At 67.3% G+C, this 13,812-nt stretch carries 27 protein-coding genes; all 27 read right to left on the bottom strand.

All coding sequences use genetic code 11. The annotated features are described in order from the left end of the window. Positions 1–11: 11 nt before the first annotated feature. A complete protein-coding gene (locus tag QY325_04390) occupies positions 12–272 on the bottom strand; it encodes a hypothetical protein (protein ID WKZ67170.1) in 261 nt (86 codons plus the stop codon). Further along, positions 269–709, bottom strand: a complete 441-nt coding sequence (locus QY325_04385; GenBank protein ID WKZ67169.1) for a hypothetical protein — start codon at positions 707–709, stop codon at positions 269–271. Before QY325_04385 ends, QY325_04390 begins: the two co-directional genes overlap by 4 nt. Position 710: 1 nt before the next feature. Beyond that, positions 711–860: a hypothetical protein gene (locus tag QY325_04380; GenBank protein ID WKZ67168.1), complete on the bottom strand. Its 150-nt coding sequence runs from the start codon at positions 858–860 to the stop codon at positions 711–713. 3 nt (positions 861–863) lie between these two features. Continuing rightward, positions 864–1,040: a hypothetical protein gene (locus QY325_04375; GenBank protein WKZ67167.1), complete on the bottom strand. Its 177-nt coding sequence runs from the start codon at positions 1,038–1,040 to the stop codon at positions 864–866. Between the two features lie 27 nt (positions 1,041–1,067). Beyond that, the gene (locus tag QY325_04370) at positions 1,068–1,544 is read right to left on the bottom strand and encodes a hypothetical protein (GenBank protein WKZ67166.1); all 477 of its coding nucleotides are present in this window, start codon (positions 1,542–1,544) and stop codon (positions 1,068–1,070) included. Then, complete coding sequence (locus QY325_04365; protein ID WKZ67165.1) at positions 1,541–2,056, bottom strand: M23 family metallopeptidase; 516 nt, start codon at positions 2,054–2,056, stop codon at positions 1,541–1,543. Before QY325_04365 ends, QY325_04370 begins: the two co-directional genes overlap by 4 nt. 6 nt (positions 2,057–2,062) lie before the next feature. Then, positions 2,063–2,737 (bottom strand): hypothetical protein, encoded by a 675-nt coding sequence (locus QY325_04360; protein ID WKZ67164.1) that lies wholly within the window; start codon positions 2,735–2,737, stop codon positions 2,063–2,065. Continuing rightward, the gene (locus QY325_04355) at positions 2,734–3,078 is read right to left on the bottom strand and encodes a hypothetical protein (protein ID WKZ67163.1); all 345 of its coding nucleotides are present in this window, start codon (positions 3,076–3,078) and stop codon (positions 2,734–2,736) included. Before QY325_04355 ends, QY325_04360 begins: the two co-directional genes overlap by 4 nt. Before the next feature lie 14 nt (positions 3,079–3,092). After that, entirely contained in the window at positions 3,093–3,674 is a 582-nt protein-coding gene (locus tag QY325_04350) for a hypothetical protein (GenBank protein WKZ67162.1), read from the bottom strand. An 87-nt stretch (positions 3,675–3,761) separates the two neighbouring features. After that, positions 3,762–4,388: a hypothetical protein gene (locus tag QY325_04345; protein WKZ67161.1), complete on the bottom strand. Its 627-nt coding sequence runs from the start codon at positions 4,386–4,388 to the stop codon at positions 3,762–3,764. 186 nt (positions 4,389–4,574) lie between these two features. Then, complete coding sequence (locus QY325_04340; GenBank protein ID WKZ67160.1) at positions 4,575–5,033, bottom strand: hypothetical protein; 459 nt, start codon at positions 5,031–5,033, stop codon at positions 4,575–4,577. Beyond that, the gene (locus QY325_04335) at positions 5,030–5,290 is read right to left on the bottom strand and encodes a hypothetical protein (GenBank protein ID WKZ67159.1); all 261 of its coding nucleotides are present in this window, start codon (positions 5,288–5,290) and stop codon (positions 5,030–5,032) included. Before QY325_04335 ends, QY325_04340 begins: the two co-directional genes overlap by 4 nt. Before the next feature lie 29 nt (positions 5,291–5,319). Further along, positions 5,320–5,874 (bottom strand): hypothetical protein, encoded by a 555-nt coding sequence (locus QY325_04330; protein WKZ67158.1) that lies wholly within the window; start codon positions 5,872–5,874, stop codon positions 5,320–5,322. A 15-nt stretch (positions 5,875–5,889) separates the two neighbouring features. Continuing rightward, on the bottom strand, positions 5,890–6,165 hold the full coding sequence (locus tag QY325_04325; protein ID WKZ67157.1) for a hypothetical protein: 276 nt from the start codon (positions 6,163–6,165) through the stop codon (positions 5,890–5,892). A 49-nt stretch (positions 6,166–6,214) separates the two neighbouring features. Then, positions 6,215–6,700 carry a hypothetical protein gene (locus tag QY325_04320; GenBank protein ID WKZ67156.1) on the bottom strand — a complete coding sequence of 162 codons (486 nt, stop codon included), beginning with the start codon at positions 6,698–6,700 and terminating at the stop codon, positions 6,215–6,217. Between the two features lie 57 nt (positions 6,701–6,757). Next, a complete protein-coding gene (locus tag QY325_04315) occupies positions 6,758–7,249 on the bottom strand; it encodes a hypothetical protein (GenBank protein WKZ67155.1) in 492 nt (163 codons plus the stop codon). 199 nt (positions 7,250–7,448) lie between these two features. Continuing rightward, a complete protein-coding gene (locus QY325_04310; GenBank protein WKZ67154.1) occupies positions 7,449–7,751 on the bottom strand; it encodes a hypothetical protein in 303 nt (100 codons plus the stop codon). A 16-nt stretch (positions 7,752–7,767) separates the two neighbouring features. Further along, a complete protein-coding gene (locus QY325_04305; GenBank protein ID WKZ67153.1) occupies positions 7,768–8,769 on the bottom strand; it encodes a hypothetical protein in 1,002 nt (333 codons plus the stop codon). A gap of 4 nt (positions 8,770–8,773) precedes the next feature. Then, positions 8,774–8,995 (bottom strand): hypothetical protein, encoded by a 222-nt coding sequence (locus QY325_04300; GenBank protein ID WKZ67152.1) that lies wholly within the window; start codon positions 8,993–8,995, stop codon positions 8,774–8,776. Continuing rightward, positions 8,992–9,261 (bottom strand): hypothetical protein, encoded by a 270-nt coding sequence (locus tag QY325_04295; protein WKZ67151.1) that lies wholly within the window; start codon positions 9,259–9,261, stop codon positions 8,992–8,994. Before QY325_04295 ends, QY325_04300 begins: the two co-directional genes overlap by 4 nt. Continuing rightward, the gene (locus tag QY325_04290) at positions 9,258–9,935 is read right to left on the bottom strand and encodes a hypothetical protein (protein WKZ67150.1); all 678 of its coding nucleotides are present in this window, start codon (positions 9,933–9,935) and stop codon (positions 9,258–9,260) included. The genes QY325_04295 and QY325_04290 overlap by 4 nt, the downstream gene beginning before the upstream one ends. Continuing rightward, on the bottom strand, positions 9,932–10,606 hold the full coding sequence (locus tag QY325_04285; protein WKZ67149.1) for a hypothetical protein: 675 nt from the start codon (positions 10,604–10,606) through the stop codon (positions 9,932–9,934). The genes QY325_04290 and QY325_04285 overlap by 4 nt, the downstream gene beginning before the upstream one ends. Further along, positions 10,606–11,385, bottom strand: coding sequence for a hypothetical protein (locus QY325_04280; protein WKZ67148.1), 780 nt, complete (start codon positions 11,383–11,385; stop codon positions 10,606–10,608). The genes QY325_04285 and QY325_04280 overlap by 1 nt, the downstream gene beginning before the upstream one ends. Next, a complete protein-coding gene (locus tag QY325_04275; protein WKZ67147.1) occupies positions 11,378–11,944 on the bottom strand; it encodes a hypothetical protein in 567 nt (188 codons plus the stop codon). The genes QY325_04280 and QY325_04275 overlap by 8 nt, the downstream gene beginning before the upstream one ends. After that, positions 11,923–12,204 (bottom strand): hypothetical protein, encoded by a 282-nt coding sequence (locus tag QY325_04270; protein WKZ67146.1) that lies wholly within the window; start codon positions 12,202–12,204, stop codon positions 11,923–11,925. Before QY325_04270 ends, QY325_04275 begins: the two co-directional genes overlap by 22 nt. Beyond that, complete coding sequence (locus QY325_04265; protein WKZ67145.1) at positions 12,201–12,845, bottom strand: hypothetical protein; 645 nt, start codon at positions 12,843–12,845, stop codon at positions 12,201–12,203. Before QY325_04265 ends, QY325_04270 begins: the two co-directional genes overlap by 4 nt. Positions 12,846–12,936: 91 nt before the next feature. Beyond that, entirely contained in the window at positions 12,937–13,509 is a 573-nt protein-coding gene (locus QY325_04260; protein WKZ67144.1) for a hypothetical protein, read from the bottom strand. Between the last annotated feature and the right edge of the window lie 303 nt (positions 13,510–13,812).

The raw sequence follows: 13,812 nt of genomic DNA, 5'->3' as shown, positions 1-13,812 counted from the left end.
GTGTTTCGGTGTCAGAACTGGCCGCTGAATTCGCCCTCTTCGCTGGGCGCGGGGCCGGGCGGCTGCCAGCTCTCCAGTCCGTTGTAGTAGAGGCCGATGAGGCCGCCGAGGCTGTAGGTGCCCCAGTAGGCATCGCCCTGGGTGCGCAGGTAGGGGTTGCTGCCGCCCCACTTGGCCACCACGCGGTTGCGCCACCAGCGCTTGCGCAGCACCGTAAGGGCCAGCACCAGCACCAGCAGGGCCACGGCGGCTATGATGAGGTTGCGGGTCATCCCTTGCGCAGGCGCTTGATGAGCCACACGGCGCCGAAAACGGCTACCACCCCGGCGATGATGAGGCCGATGCGCAGCGCCTTGTTGAGCAGCGCCCGGCGGTCGGCCTGGCTCTGGGCCTCAATGGCGGCCGCCTCGGGCGAAAGGCCCTGGGCGATGGCGCTGGTGAAGGCGGCGTTGAAGTCGGCCTCGGCCTTCTGGGCGGTGGCCAGCTGGCTCTTCAGGGCGGCCACCTGCGTGTCGATGCCGGCGGCCTGGCTGCTGAGCGATCGGGCCTGTTGCAGGCTTTCCTGCCCCTGCGGCGTATTGGCGCCCCAGTCCTGGTAACGTGCGAACCAGGACGCCTCGCTGTTGCGGAGGTCGCGCGCCTGCTGCTCAAGCTGAGCGATGCGGGCGATGAGGTCGGCCACTTGTGCCGTGTAGGGGTTGGTCGTCATCTTAGGTGATGATGAAGCCGGCCACCAGGGCGGCCAGCAGCATGGCGATGAACACGGCCAGGCCCAGGAGCACCAACGAATAGTTGTCGATGCTCACCACCAGCGGCTTGTTGCCGCCGGCCACTGCCGCGATGTCCTGCAGCGCATCCATGGCTCAGGCGGCGATGCGCATGCCATCGGTGGCCTCCGCGCTGGCGGCCACGGCATCGGCGGCCTTCTTGTCGGCCATGGCCTTGCGCTTGCGCTCGATGGCGTTGTAGATGAGGGCGCTGGTGACCAGGATGGCCACGCCCATTACGATGGTGCCGAGGGCGGTGAGGAACTTGTTCATGATGGTATGGGTGTTTGCAGGTTTCGTTCAGGTCATGGCGATGCGCGCCAGTCGCGCCATCAGCTGCTCATCCACCTCGGTGAAGGGCATCCACTCGTTGGCGATGGCGGCATACAGGCTCTCGTTGCGGCTCAGCGCGTTGTACTCGCGCGCGGCCAGCCGCAGCTCGGTATCGTTCAGGCTCAGCAGCTGCTCCAGGGCCGCCTGGCGGGCGCCCGGATCGGTGATGCCGGCGTTCATCTGGGCGTAGGCCTCTTGGGCCATGTCCTTGATCTCCTGCTGGCGGGCCTGCGCTTCTGCGCTCATCGGCTGCACCGGCCTTCCCGCGCCGTCCGTGAGGCCCACGCTGTAGTCGCCGGCATCGCGGGCGAAGGCACGCTTGAGCGCCGCGCTCCACCGCGCGGCATGCTTGCGCGCCAGCAGCAGCAGGATGATCACGGCCACCGCCACCCAGAACCAGGGGTTGCGCAGCAGCTTGCCGAGGATGATGGCGAAGGCGCTCATGCGTAGTTGTTCATGGGGTCAACGAAGGGGCCATCCTCGCGCTCCTTCCAGGTGAAGTGCAGGTGCGGGCCGGTGCTGTTGCCGGTGTTGCCCACCAGCGCCACGGGCTCGCCCTTGCCTACGCGCTCGCCCAGGTCCACCAAATACTCGTGCAGGTGGGCGTAGCCGCTCACCGCGCCGTTGTCGTGCGCAATGCGCATCTGCTTGCCTCCGGTGCTGCTGGTGCCGATGTAGTTGACCACGCCCGGCAGGGGGCTGAGCACCATGGTGCCCACGGGCGCGGGAATGTCGATGCCGTTGTGGTTGGTGCTGGCGCCGGGCAGCGGTGCCTGGCGCGGCCCGAACGGGCTGCTCACGCGCGTATGGCCGGCCACGGGCCACACGGGGCTATTGGGCAGCAGCTTGGCCATGAGGTTGCTGCGCCGCGCCCACCACACCAGGGCAGCCACCAGCAGCAGGAGCGCGATGGCGCCCCAGAGCCAGGGGTTGCGGATGGCGGTTGCGGCGCTCATGGTGCATCACTTCTTCAGGGCCTTCACGGCGTAGGCGATGCCTACGATCACGCCCACCACCACCAGGCCGATGAGGATCACCTTGCCCCAGTTGGTGGCCGGTTGGGGCGGGGGGGCTTGGTTGCCCGTGCCGCCGGGGCTGGGCAGCTGCCCGCCGTTGATCACGTGCAGCAGTCCGGCCAGGCTGCCCATGCCGGCGGTGATGGCCTCGGCCCAGCTGAGGGCGTTGCCGCCGCCTGAAGCAGAGCCGCCGGCCTGGTTCTCGGGGCCGTACACGGTGCCGTCGCTGGTGCCGCTGCCCCAGCCGGCGCCGCCGGTGGGATCGAACACCCCGTTGCCGGTGGTGGGCAGGTTCTTGGCGGTGGCAGCCGGATCGTTGAGGCGGCTGGCCACCTCGCCCTGCCAGCTGCGGAACACTTCATCCAGCGTGGGCGAGCTGACGCCGTAGCGCCAGTTCACGCCCCAGAGGATGTCGCGCACCAGATTGCTGCGGCCGCCGGCGCGCAGGCTGTTGAGCTTGCCCAGCAGCGCCTCGGTGTTGGGCGGTGCGGCGGCGCCGGTGAGGGCCACGTAGCGCTGCAGCACCCCATCGGGGTTGTTGCGCGTGATCACCTCCGTGGCGTAGTAGGCGTCCGTGCGCAGGCGGTGCATCACGGCATCGAGGGCGTTGCTGGTGTTCATCGGAGGATGAGGTAGAGGATGAAGGCCAAGAAGGCCAGCACGGCAATGGCGGCCACCACCTTCAGCACCATGGCGGTGCGCTGGGCGCGGGCATCGCGCTCAGCCTGTGCGGCCATCATCTGGGCATCGAGCTGCTGGCCCCAGAGCTGCTGCTGCTGGTCGGCGCGGCGGCCGCCGAAGAGAAGCTCGCCGGCCAGGTTGAAGAAGCCGCCGGTGGCACCGCCCAGGCTGTTGCCCAGCTGCGCGGCGGTGGCGGCATCCAGGGCCTTGGCGCCGCCGGGGCTGTCCCACTCGGGAACCAGCGCCGTTTCCGGCTCCAGCATGGGGAACAGTCCGAACATGTGCCCGTTCAGGTTCATTTCTTCAGGTTGCGGATCAGGAGCGCCACGCCCACGATGGCCACGATGGCCAGGCCGCCCCAGAGCAAGGCACGCATCACGCGCTTGCGCTTGTCGGCCGCGGGCGTGCCGGCCTTGGGCTTGTAGAAGTCCAGGAAGGAAGAGGCGCCATCGTCGCCCATGCCGTTGGTGCTGGCCTGGGCATCCACGCTGGCGCTGGCCGCCTTGTAGTTGGCCAGGGCCTGCTGGGCGATGGTGTTGCTGATGCGCTGGCTGGGCAGGCCGCCGGCCACCACGGTGTTGCCGCCCTGCTGCTGCACCAGGGTGAGCAGCACCTGGCGGTACTCCATGGGCATGCCGTCGGTGTCCAGGCTCACGCTCAGCGCGTCCACGAATGCGCCATCGTCACCGTTGTTCAGCAGCGCTTGCAGGCACTCCCAGATGGTGTTGGGCCCCACCGGCCGGTTGAGGCCGAGATCGTTGAGGCGGTCGGCAACCTCCTGGGGGTTGTTGTTCACCACGAACTCCGTGGCGAACGAGGCATCGCCCATGAGGAGGTCGCGGAATCGCTCTGCGCTGAGGGGGCCGAAGGCTGCCATGTGGTTCTGTTGGGTGCGGTTCACCGGGCCGCACCCCGTAGGGCGCGGCCCGGCTCACCAGTTGTTGCGCACGGCTGCGCAGCGCGATCAGGCCACCATGCCGGGGCTCATCTCCAGCGTCACGGTCTCGCCCGCGAGCACCGGCACGATGAGTGCCTGGTTCCAATTGAAGATGAGCGGGTTGGCGCTCATGTCCGGCGTCACCAGCAGGTCGTCGAACTGGTTGTTGCGGAGTTGGATGGCGATGTTCACCGGCTTGAAGCTCAGGGTGCCGTCGATCTCGATCACGGCCCGGCGCATGCGCTGGTTGAACTGCAGCGCGGAGGAGCTGGTGAAGTAGTTGAACCAGTTCACGCTCACCGATCGGAAGCCGAACAGCTGCTTCATGGCGGCCACGCCGCTGCCCTTCACGGGCCCGTCGAGGCTGCAGCCGGTGGGGTCGAGCAGCGTGAGGCCGCTCAGCGCCGCGATGCCCTGGCTGGGGTCGCCGATGATGAAGCTCTGGGTGGCGCTGCAGGTGTTCTGCAGCTCCACGGTGAAGTTGTCCAGCGCACCGATGCTGGTGGGCGCGTTGGCGATGGGCGCAACGCTGCCCACGTTGAAGGCCGGCTGGCCTACGCGCATGGGGGCCTGGCGCAGTTCACTGGCCACCACTTCTTCGCGGGTGGCCACTCGGGCGATGGGTTTGCCGTTCGGCGAAAGGAGGGTTGCCATTTCGTGGGCTTTGTGTGTGCCGCAAACCAACCGGGGCCGCCCAGCGCGAAACGATACCTGCGGCCGCCGCGCATAGTGCGCTGCGCGCGGCACGTGGCGGGCCGGGCGCAACGATGCTGGGCGGCACAAAGCGAGAGGCCCCGGCTTTCGCCAGGGCCTCTCGGTACGCAGCGGCTTACGGGCCGCTCACGGGAAGGACCACGCCACCTTGTTGCACCGGGCCACGGTGCGAGCACCGTTGAACTCGCTGGGGAAGAGCACGTAGCCGCTCAGCTGCAGCGCGTGCAGGGCGTAGGTGCCCACGCCCACATAGATGCTGTCACGGGCATAGCCGCCGGCCAGGGTGAAGGGCAGCACGCCCGTGGGGCCGCTCACCGTTACCTGGTAGGGATTGGCACTCATGTTCACCACGCGCAGCCAGCCGCGGTTGAGCGCTACGCAGCCATGCTCTTCGATGGTGCTGGGGGCGGTGCCCGTGCAGCCGATGGGGCTGGCCAGCACCTCGCGCGTGCGGTAGCCGTTGCTCCAGGTGCTCCAGGGGCTCACGGTGTAGGTGCAGGGCGTGCTGCTGGGGCCTTCCTGCTCTTCCTTCTTGCAGCCCGTGGCCAGCAAGGCCAGGGCGATGGCCAGGATCGCGTGCTTCATGGATCGGTGAGGGTGTAGGTGGGGTTCGCTTCGCGGAGCGCGGTGAGGATGCGGCGCACCACCGCCAGGCTGGGCATGCTGCCGCGCCAGACGCGGCCCAGGCGGCTGGGCGAAAGGCCGGTGCGCTGACCCAAGCGGAAGTCGCTGAGGCCCTGCCGCACCTGCTCGGTGCGCAGCTGAATGATGATGGGGTCCACGCCCTCGCGCCAGATGGTGCTGCCGGCGGGGGCTCCGGGGGTGCGCTTGGCCGTGCTCATGGCGTGCAAGATAGTGGCAGATGTGTTCACTATTTCACGCCCTTGGGAATGCTCACCAGGCCGGTGCGCGGGCAGCGTTCATCCACCGGCCGCTCCAAGGCCACGGCCAGCGCTTCGCGCATCACCTTGGCCAGGGCCTCGCAGCCGTTGGCCATGGCCGTGTGCAGGTTAGCGCTCAGATCATGGATGGTGCGCTGGCGCAGCTCTTCCGTGGTGAAGTTGCCCACGGCGCGCTTAGGCGCGCGGCCCAGGGGCATGCGGTGAGCGCTCCAGCTGGGCAGGGGCTCGTGCTTAATGGGCTTGGCCGTTGGCGCCGCAACCGGAGCCGGAGCGGCTGCGGGTGCAATGCGCGGGGCCTGGTGCAAGCGATCGCGCAAGCGCTCCCGGCGGGCCTCTTCGCGCAGCATGGCGCCGGCTGCAGCGGCCTCCAGGTTGTGCAGCCAAAGGTGCAGGGGGCCGCGATCGGTGTGGATGGTCAGCTGGCCGTCTGGGTCCACTTGCGCGCCAAGCGGCGCCAAGCTGGCCCCGTTGCGGTGGGCCGTGGCCAGGGCTTGCAGTAGTTGGTGAAGGGGGGCGGGGTTCATGGGGGTTGTCATCGGTCAAGCTGTTATCCGGTTCGTATCATGCGCCACCGCCTCAGCGCATGCAATGGCCGTCCGCGTGCGTTCCGTCTTATATGCGGCCATGGCTTCCCGAACCGTGGCAAAGTGGCGCCCGGCGGCCATCCTCCACACACGGGCCGAAGCGTTCAACACGCACACGTTCACGCTGCCATCCGGGTAGAAGGTCAAGCGCGTTTCTTGACCATCGACGAGCGCGCACATGTAGTGACGGCCAGCATCATCACGGTCGTGATAAGTGATCAAAGCTTCCATGGGTTCAGTGTTGCGGGGGCCAGGAACCCGCCCGGCCCCCTGGATTATTTCAGGGTTCAACGGTCCAGTTGTAGCGGGCATGCTGGTACTCGTCCGAACTTTCGGCCAGTACATAGGCCACCGCATTGCGGGTGCGCTCCAGTAGCTCCATGGCCTTTCTTTCGCGTGGTTTCAGGGGGCGCAGCTCTTCGATCGTTTCAACTTCGATCTGGTACAGCAAGCATCGCAGCGCATTGTATAGGCTGCCAAGGTCCAGCACCTCCCCGCGCTTGTGGGCCTGCTCAACTTCGGCCAGTTCGGCCAGCTTGTCCCGGTTTTGCCGGTACTGTATGGCCACGCTGTCCATGTTCAGTTCATGCCACTCATTTACCAGGTCGGAAGCGCTGGAAAAGGGGGTTTTCCCTAAGCTGTTCTCCAGCTCCAGCACCAAGGGCCAAAGGGCGCGGCGGTCCCTTTCGGTCCCTGGGTTCAACATAGCGCGAAGGGTGGACCGGATTGCGGCAAAATGGGTCGGGGGGCAAACGTAGCTGCTCATGTTTCGGGGTTCAGTGTTGCGGGGGCCGGGCGGGTTCCCGCCCCCCTTGGTTCATGTTCAAGCGGCCAGGTTCAGGCGGTCCAGTTGCTGAGCCTTGATGTTGCGCATCCAGGTGGTGGTGAACGTGGCCGCGTTCCTTTGCACCTTGGGCATCCAGCGCACGGGCTTTCCGGATCGGTCCAGCTCAACGAGCCGCTGATAACTCATGGCCGCGCCCATGCGCCCCAGGCCGGCCAGGCCGTCCTGTGTCCATTCCTGCGGGTAGGCGAACTCGAACACGCGCCGCCCTTGGTACACGGGGACCGCATACACGATCTCGGGGTCCCGCATAGCGTCACCGTTCTGGGTGTAGTAGTGGGCCACGCTCCACAGCTCCAGGCCATCCAAGCCATGGGCGGCCGGGTAGCTGTTCACCAGTTCCACGGTTACGGGCATAATCCCGCTTTCGGGGCCGTTCGCGTCCACCTTCACGTAATTGCGGCCGCTGGCCTTGGCCATGTTCACCAGTTGCTCCAGGGTGCGCGCTGCGGTCTTGCTGATCGTGTTCATCGGTTCCGGTGGCCGGGGGTTGTTTGACCGACCGGGACAAATGTAGACCCATTTTCAATGTTTGCGCACTTGCATAATAATTATTTTGTACATATACTGACCGCGCGGGCCGGGGCCGAATGCAGCGAGGCCCCCGATTCGGGGGCCTCGCCTCTGCTTGCGGCCTCACCATTTCACCGGGTGGCCGGGGCGCAGTTGGTCAGAGCCACTTGCTGCGGTCGCTCCGGTTGGCCCGGCGCTCGCTGTACACGCGGCCGGTGCGGCTAAACCGCCGGCCGGGCTTCAGCGCGCTGCGCTTGCTATCCGCTGCGCGGTTGCTGGTGCCGGTCTGCTTGCGCACCTTGAGCACGCGGCGCTTGCTGGTGCTCTTGCGGGCCGCCTTCCTGGGCGCGGCCTTCTTGCGGGCAGCCTTCTTGCGCGCGGTGCCCTTGCGCTTGCGGAAGCGTCCGCTGGCGGTGCGGGGCGGGGTGCGCCCCTTCTTCTTCCTGGCCATCTTCGACATGTGTTGATGGTGTTGGTTACATACCGGGTCCGCCGGTGCGGGCTGCTGCCGTGCGCGGTTGCTTCTCCTGGGCGCGGGCCATGGCCGTGCGGTACAGATTGGTGAGGCGCTTGGCCACGGCCCTGTAGCCATGCACGCGCTCGGCGTAGGCCAGCGTGGCGGCCACCACCTTGTGGCGGTAGGCCAGCTGCATATCGTAGCAAGCCCGATCGAGCTCTGCATAGAGCTCGCTGGGGCTGCTCTCCTGCATGCCGTAGATGGGGCACGGCACCATGTGCGGATGCCACTCGGGCAGCAGCGTGATCACGGGTATGCCCATGGCCATGGCCTCCACGGCGCTGAGCCCGTAGGCGGGTATGATGCCCTGGTCGATGAAGAGGTGGCAGGCGGCCTTAGCCTCCAGGCACTCGGCGTTGCTCTTGCCCCGTATCACCCGCAGCTCCACGTTGTGGCCAAGCAGCTTCATCGCTGCAACGGCGGGCTTCACCAGGGTGTCGGTGCCCTTTACCTCGGGGTTGCTGGGGCTGTGCCCGATGATGATGGGCTCGCCCTTGCGCGGGGCCTTCCAGCGCCGGGCCACCTTGGTGGCGTGGGGGGTCCACACTGCACCCAGGCCGGGGTAGAGCAGATCGGGCGTAAGGGCGCCCAGGGCATGCGCCTGGCGCTTGTACTCGGCCAGCGGCCACAGGGCCAGCTCCCACGGGCGCTTGTGGTACTTGTTGGCGGGGCGGCGGAATGCACTGCCGCCCATGGTGATCACGCGCGGCTTGTGATCGGTGCGCAGCTGGGGGAAGTGGCTGGGCAGGTTGTCGCCCTTGAAGTGGACCACATCGGCGTGATCGATGAGGTCCTGCACCTGGTGCAGGTTGTGGGCGCCGGCCAGCAGGTCCACGCGGTACTCATACTTGTTGCGGCGGAAGGCCACCTGCACGCAGGTATGGCCGGCGCTGCGCAGGGCCTGGGCGAAGCGCTGGCCGCTGCCCGCATAATCGCACTCACTGATGATGACGATGCGCATGGGCTCAGCGTTTGGCGCGGGGCGGCACCGGGCCGCGCTTGGCGGCCTCCACCTCGTTGATCCATTGGATCACCAGCGCAGCGGCGGCATAGGGTTCAACGCTGAAGCGCTCCTGCAGGCGCTTGTAGCAATGCACGGCCAGGGCCTCCTCCATGCCGCGCAGGGCCGCACGGTGCTCATCGGTGAGCGGCGTGCGCAGGTGCTGGCCACCACGGAGCATCATCATGGCTTGGGGGGCTTGGGGCGGTGCGTCCAGGAGCACCAAACGGCGAAGAGGCCGCAGCCGATCTCTACATCGGTGTGGCCGTCGATGCCATCGGGAAAACCATCGGACGGGGGCTGCGCCCTTATGTGCATCACCTGCACGCCCACCAGCACCCATGCAGATGCCCATGCCCAACGGATGTCCAGCTCGCCATCGGTGACATGCACCAAGGACACGGCCGCATACACGGCGGCCAGCGCAAGGCAGATGATGCCAGGGGTGCTCATGGCTGTTCATCCACGCCCTTGAGGGCGAAGAGCTGGGGGTTCACCGCCCAGCGCACCGCGTTGGTGCGCGTGAGCTTGAGCGATTCGCGGGCGGCGCCCCCGGTGAGCACGCCATCGGCGCGGCCATCGCGGGCCGCGGCGATGAGCTGCTGATGCAGCTCGGCCATGTTGAGCGCATTGGCGACCAGGGCCCGCACGCGCTGCACGAAGGCCCGCTGGCGTTCGCCAATGGGCGGCACCGCGCCGGGTATGCGCACGCCTTGGGGCTTGGCCGGGGCCTGCACCGGGGCGGGTTGCTCGGGCTCGGCCACGGGCGGCGGCGGGGGCAGCTCCTGCGCCACGGGCGGCGGCTCCGGTTCCGGCTCCGGCTGAGGGGCAGGCGCCGGTGGCGGAGGCGGCGGAGCGGCTGGCGGCACCGTTGCGGTCTCGACCACTGGCTCCGGGGCAGGCGGAGGTTCGGGTTCCGCGGTGCGCGCCAGCCAGTCCGTGCCGGCGGCGGTGAGGTAGTAGGTGGGCTCGGCCGGGCCAAGCCAGGCGGTAAGGCCGCGCTCGCGCGTCACCAGGCCATCGCGGAAGGCAAGGCGGGCCGTTTCGCCCTGGCTGAAGGGCGGCTGGTAGCCGCGGCTGCCGCGCTCCTTCACGGCAACCAGGAATGTGCGCAGTGCTGTGCTCATCGCAGGGGTGGGTTGGGGTATGGCTCAAAGTGCCAGCGCTGGCTGGTGGGCAGTTTGCCATTGATGGCTTGGCTGAAGAGGTACGCGGCGATCACCCCATTGGGGTTGGGGTGGTTCTCCAGCAGCATGCTGGTGGGCTGGCGCTGCACGTTGCCGATCCAGAGCTGCATGCCGCCGAAGCCCCAGAAGTCGCTGTTGATGTCCTGAAACTGCCAACCGGCCAGGAAGATGTCCACGGCGTTCTGGCGGCGGTTGCCGAAGAACTCGCGCACGTTGTGGGGCAGGCTTCCCTTGGTATGGATGTAGCGCTTGCTGTCGTCCATGAAGAAGCCGCCGCGGTGAAAGCCCCATTCGGGGTGGATGATGCTGTTGAAGGCCAGCGCGCGGTCGCGGTCGCTGCCTTCCAGGAAGATCACGCGGTCGCCCTTGAAGCTGTTGATCTCCGGGTAGTACACCACGGGCACGCGGCGGCGCCCGGCGGGGTCCATAGGGTCCGCCTTGAAGCCCACGACGGCCTTCAGCTCCGGGATGCCCTTCCACACCTTATCGGCCCGGGTGGCCGGCAGGATCAGGTTGCGCTCGTTGAAACGGCGACACTTGGCCATCTGGTAGCTCTTCCCGCTGCCGTTCATGCCCAGGAAGATGTCGAAGCGTACCAGGCGCTCGCGCATCACTTCGCTTTGCTACGGCGCCCATTGGCCTTGCCCCTGCAGCTGAGGCTGCAGAAGCGCTTGCCGGGCTCCACGGGGTTGGTATGGCACTCTTCGCACAGGTTGCCGCCATCTGGCGCTTGCTGCGTGGCGCTGGGTTGCGCGGCCGGTGGCGCCTGTTGCTGGGCCTTCACGCGGGCCAGCTCGGCCTCAGCGGCGGCCAGCCTCGCATCGCGATCCTTGCGCAGCTGGGCGGCGTGCTCGCGCTCCATGCGCTCCTGCTCGGCCGCTGCGGCCTCTTCGCGCGCCTTGCGGGCCAGCGCATCGGCCTGGCGCTTGTTCTCGGCGCGGATCTCCTGCAGCTTGGCCACGTTGGCGCCGATGGCCGCCGTCATGATCACCGCCAGCGGGATCCACGGGCTCAGGTAGAAGTCCTCCGGCAGCGCCTCGGCCAGGTACTCGGTCATTTCTTCGGCATCGTCCTGGCGGAAGCGGAACTCCCTCTCCCGTCCCTTGGCACCGAACCAGGTGAAGACGGCCGCCTGGCTGCGGTCCACCATGCCGATGAGCATTTCGCTGCCACGGCGGCGGGCCCGCTCCTTGGCCACCACCTTGCCGCGGGCCTCGGCTACGGTTGGGTCCTCCGGTGGTGCGGCCTGCGGCTCCACTTCCGGCGCCTTCCACTCCGGCTCATAGGCCTGCTTGGGCGTTTTGGACACCTCATCCACGTAGGCATCCATATCGAAGGGCTTGGCGGCCTCTACGCCATCCAGTAGCCCGTTGCTCGCGGCTTCACTCATGGCCTTCGGCTGCTTCTTCGGTGGCGGGCGCAGGTGCGGGCGGCTCGGCGGTGGGCGCCGCAGCGGCCGCCGGCTGCTGGTTGCTGGCGGCCACCCGGTCGGTGAGCTCGTCCATCATGCGCGCCATGCTGGGCATCTTGGCCTTCATGGCCTCCACCTCCTTCACCAGGCGCATCACCTTGTCGCGATCGCCGCGCTCGCTGGCCTTCACCAGTTCCTCGCGCAGCTTGGTGATCTGCTCGTCGAACTTCATTCCCTCCTTCAGCTCGCGGATCCACTTGGCTATGGGCGCGGTGGCCAGGAATGCCGGCAGGTCGTGGTACTTGAACTTGCGGCCCTCGGCCACGCTCAGCGATGGCGGCAGCGCCATGGGCAGGGCCACCACGGTGGGCTTGCCGTTCTCCATGTGCTCGGTGATGATGAAGGCCATGCGTTCGCCGGGCTGCAGCTGGTACTGCACGGCGGCCATGCGCATGAGCATCTTGGTTAGGTCGGGGCCGAAGCCGCGGGCCAGTTCCTCCACCTGGCCGGCGGGGATCAGTTTTGTCCAGTCGAACATGTGTAGAGGTATTGGATGAAGTTCTTCTCGGTGCGCCGCTCGCTGCGGGTGAGGCGGCCCTGGCTGTAGAGCGCCTTGATGGCGCTGCGCACCCGCACCCGCAGGCGTTTGCGGTCCTCGTCGGGCTTCAGGCTCATCAGCTCATCGGTGATGGCATCGGTGCTCATGGGCGAGGTGGCGCGGCGCAGTACGCTCATCACTTCCAGCAGACTGCCGGGGTAGTGCAGGCGGTTGTGCAGGTGGTAGGGCTCTGCCATCATTTCACCACGGTGATGCCGGTGGGCGCTGGTTCCTGGTAGCTCACTTTCATGCCGCTCACCATGCCCGGGTGCTGGCGGTAGCGGTAGCCGTAGTGGTGGCCGATGCTGGCGTGGCGCAGCTTGAGGTCGAGCGAGCTGCGCAGGTCCATGCGCTGCTGCAGCTCGGGGGCCACGTGCCGCTCCAGCGCCTCGTTGAAGCGCTCGCGGGCCACGTACTCGCGCAGCCACAGGCCGCTGTGCCCTTGCTCCAGCAGGCACATCACGCGGCCGTTGATGTCGATCGCCGTCATGGGGCTCTGCAGCTGCACCAGCTCCTCCCCTCCTGGGCGGCGGCGCAGCGCCTCCATGCTCATCACCAGGGTATGCACCAGGTCGGGCATGATGAGGTCATCGTCGCCCACCATGAGCATGTAGGTGGCGCTGCTGGCATCGGCGGCCAGGTTCCAGGCGGCGCCGATGCTCAGGCCGTGGTCGTTGTTGTCCACAACGAGCAACCGGGTGCCCGGATGGGTCTGGGCGCGCACCGTTTCGCAGCACGCCACGAACCAGGGGTTATCGGCGCCCCGGCTGTTCACCACCACAACGTCGCAGGTGGGCAGCTCGGGCGCCTCAAAGAGCTCTATGCTGATGCGGTCGTTCATCTGCTTTGCCGTGCGATGCGTGGCCGGTTGGGCAACCGGCCACGCTCCCCTTGCCATTCCCCGCCTAGCCTTCGGGGTGCCCTGGCCTCAACTAGCGCTTGCTGCCGCTCTTCTTGGCGGCCTTGGTGGCGGCCTTGGCCTCCTTCTTCACCGCCTTCTGGGCCTTGCGCGCGGCTTTCTTGGCGGCACGCACCTCCTTGCGGGGCGCCTTGCCGGCCAGGTGATCGAGCAGCGCTTCCTTGCTCTCGAACTTCAGCGGCGGCTTGCCGGCCATTTCCCAGCCCTTGCCGGCCGTGCGGATCATGCCCATCTTCAGCAGGTCGGCGAAGGCCTGCTCGGGGCTCTGCTCAGCGGGCGCAGCCGCGGGCATGCCGCCGCCGCCCATCTGGGGCGGCATCCGCTTGCTCTTGCCCTGCTTCACCTTCTGGCGGCGGCTCAGGCGGTCGGCCACGAAGCGCACCGCCTCGCGGGCCACCATGAAGATGAGCTGCGCACCGATGCGCTGCAGGGCACCCTTCACCGTTACGGGGCCATCGGCGCCCTGCACGGTGAATTCCAGGTTGCCCGCCATGGAAATGGAGGGGTTGGCCTTGGCGTAGGCATCGACCTGCTGCTGAAGGGCCTCTTGCGTGCCGGCCGGCACCGGGCCGTTGATCTGTACCATGGGGATGCGGGGGTGTTGCGGCGCGCAATTTGGGCCGCCAGCACGCCTTGCATGCCGCTGAGCACTAGGATGTTATTGGCTTTCTTTCCATACCTCAACAGGTAATTGATTACCGTGCCGAGGATGCGGTAGGAATCGAAGCCAGAATTATCCGCCAACTTCTGCGGCTAAAGGTTGGATCCGGCAAACCCCACGAACCGCACAGCCGTAAAGCTCAACGCTTTTCTACCTGAGCCAGTGAAGGTTGAGTGCCGTGCAGTTTGCCTGCCCAAGATTCCACGGACTGCACATTCTCCACGGCCA

It is taken from the genome of Flavobacteriales bacterium (genome assembly GCA_030584065.1).
Lineage (GTDB): Bacteria > Bacteroidota > Bacteroidia > Flavobacteriales_F > PHOS-HE28 > PHOS-HE28.
Note: the sequence above shows the minus strand (reverse complement) of the source record. Positions and strands in the feature narration are given on the sequence as shown.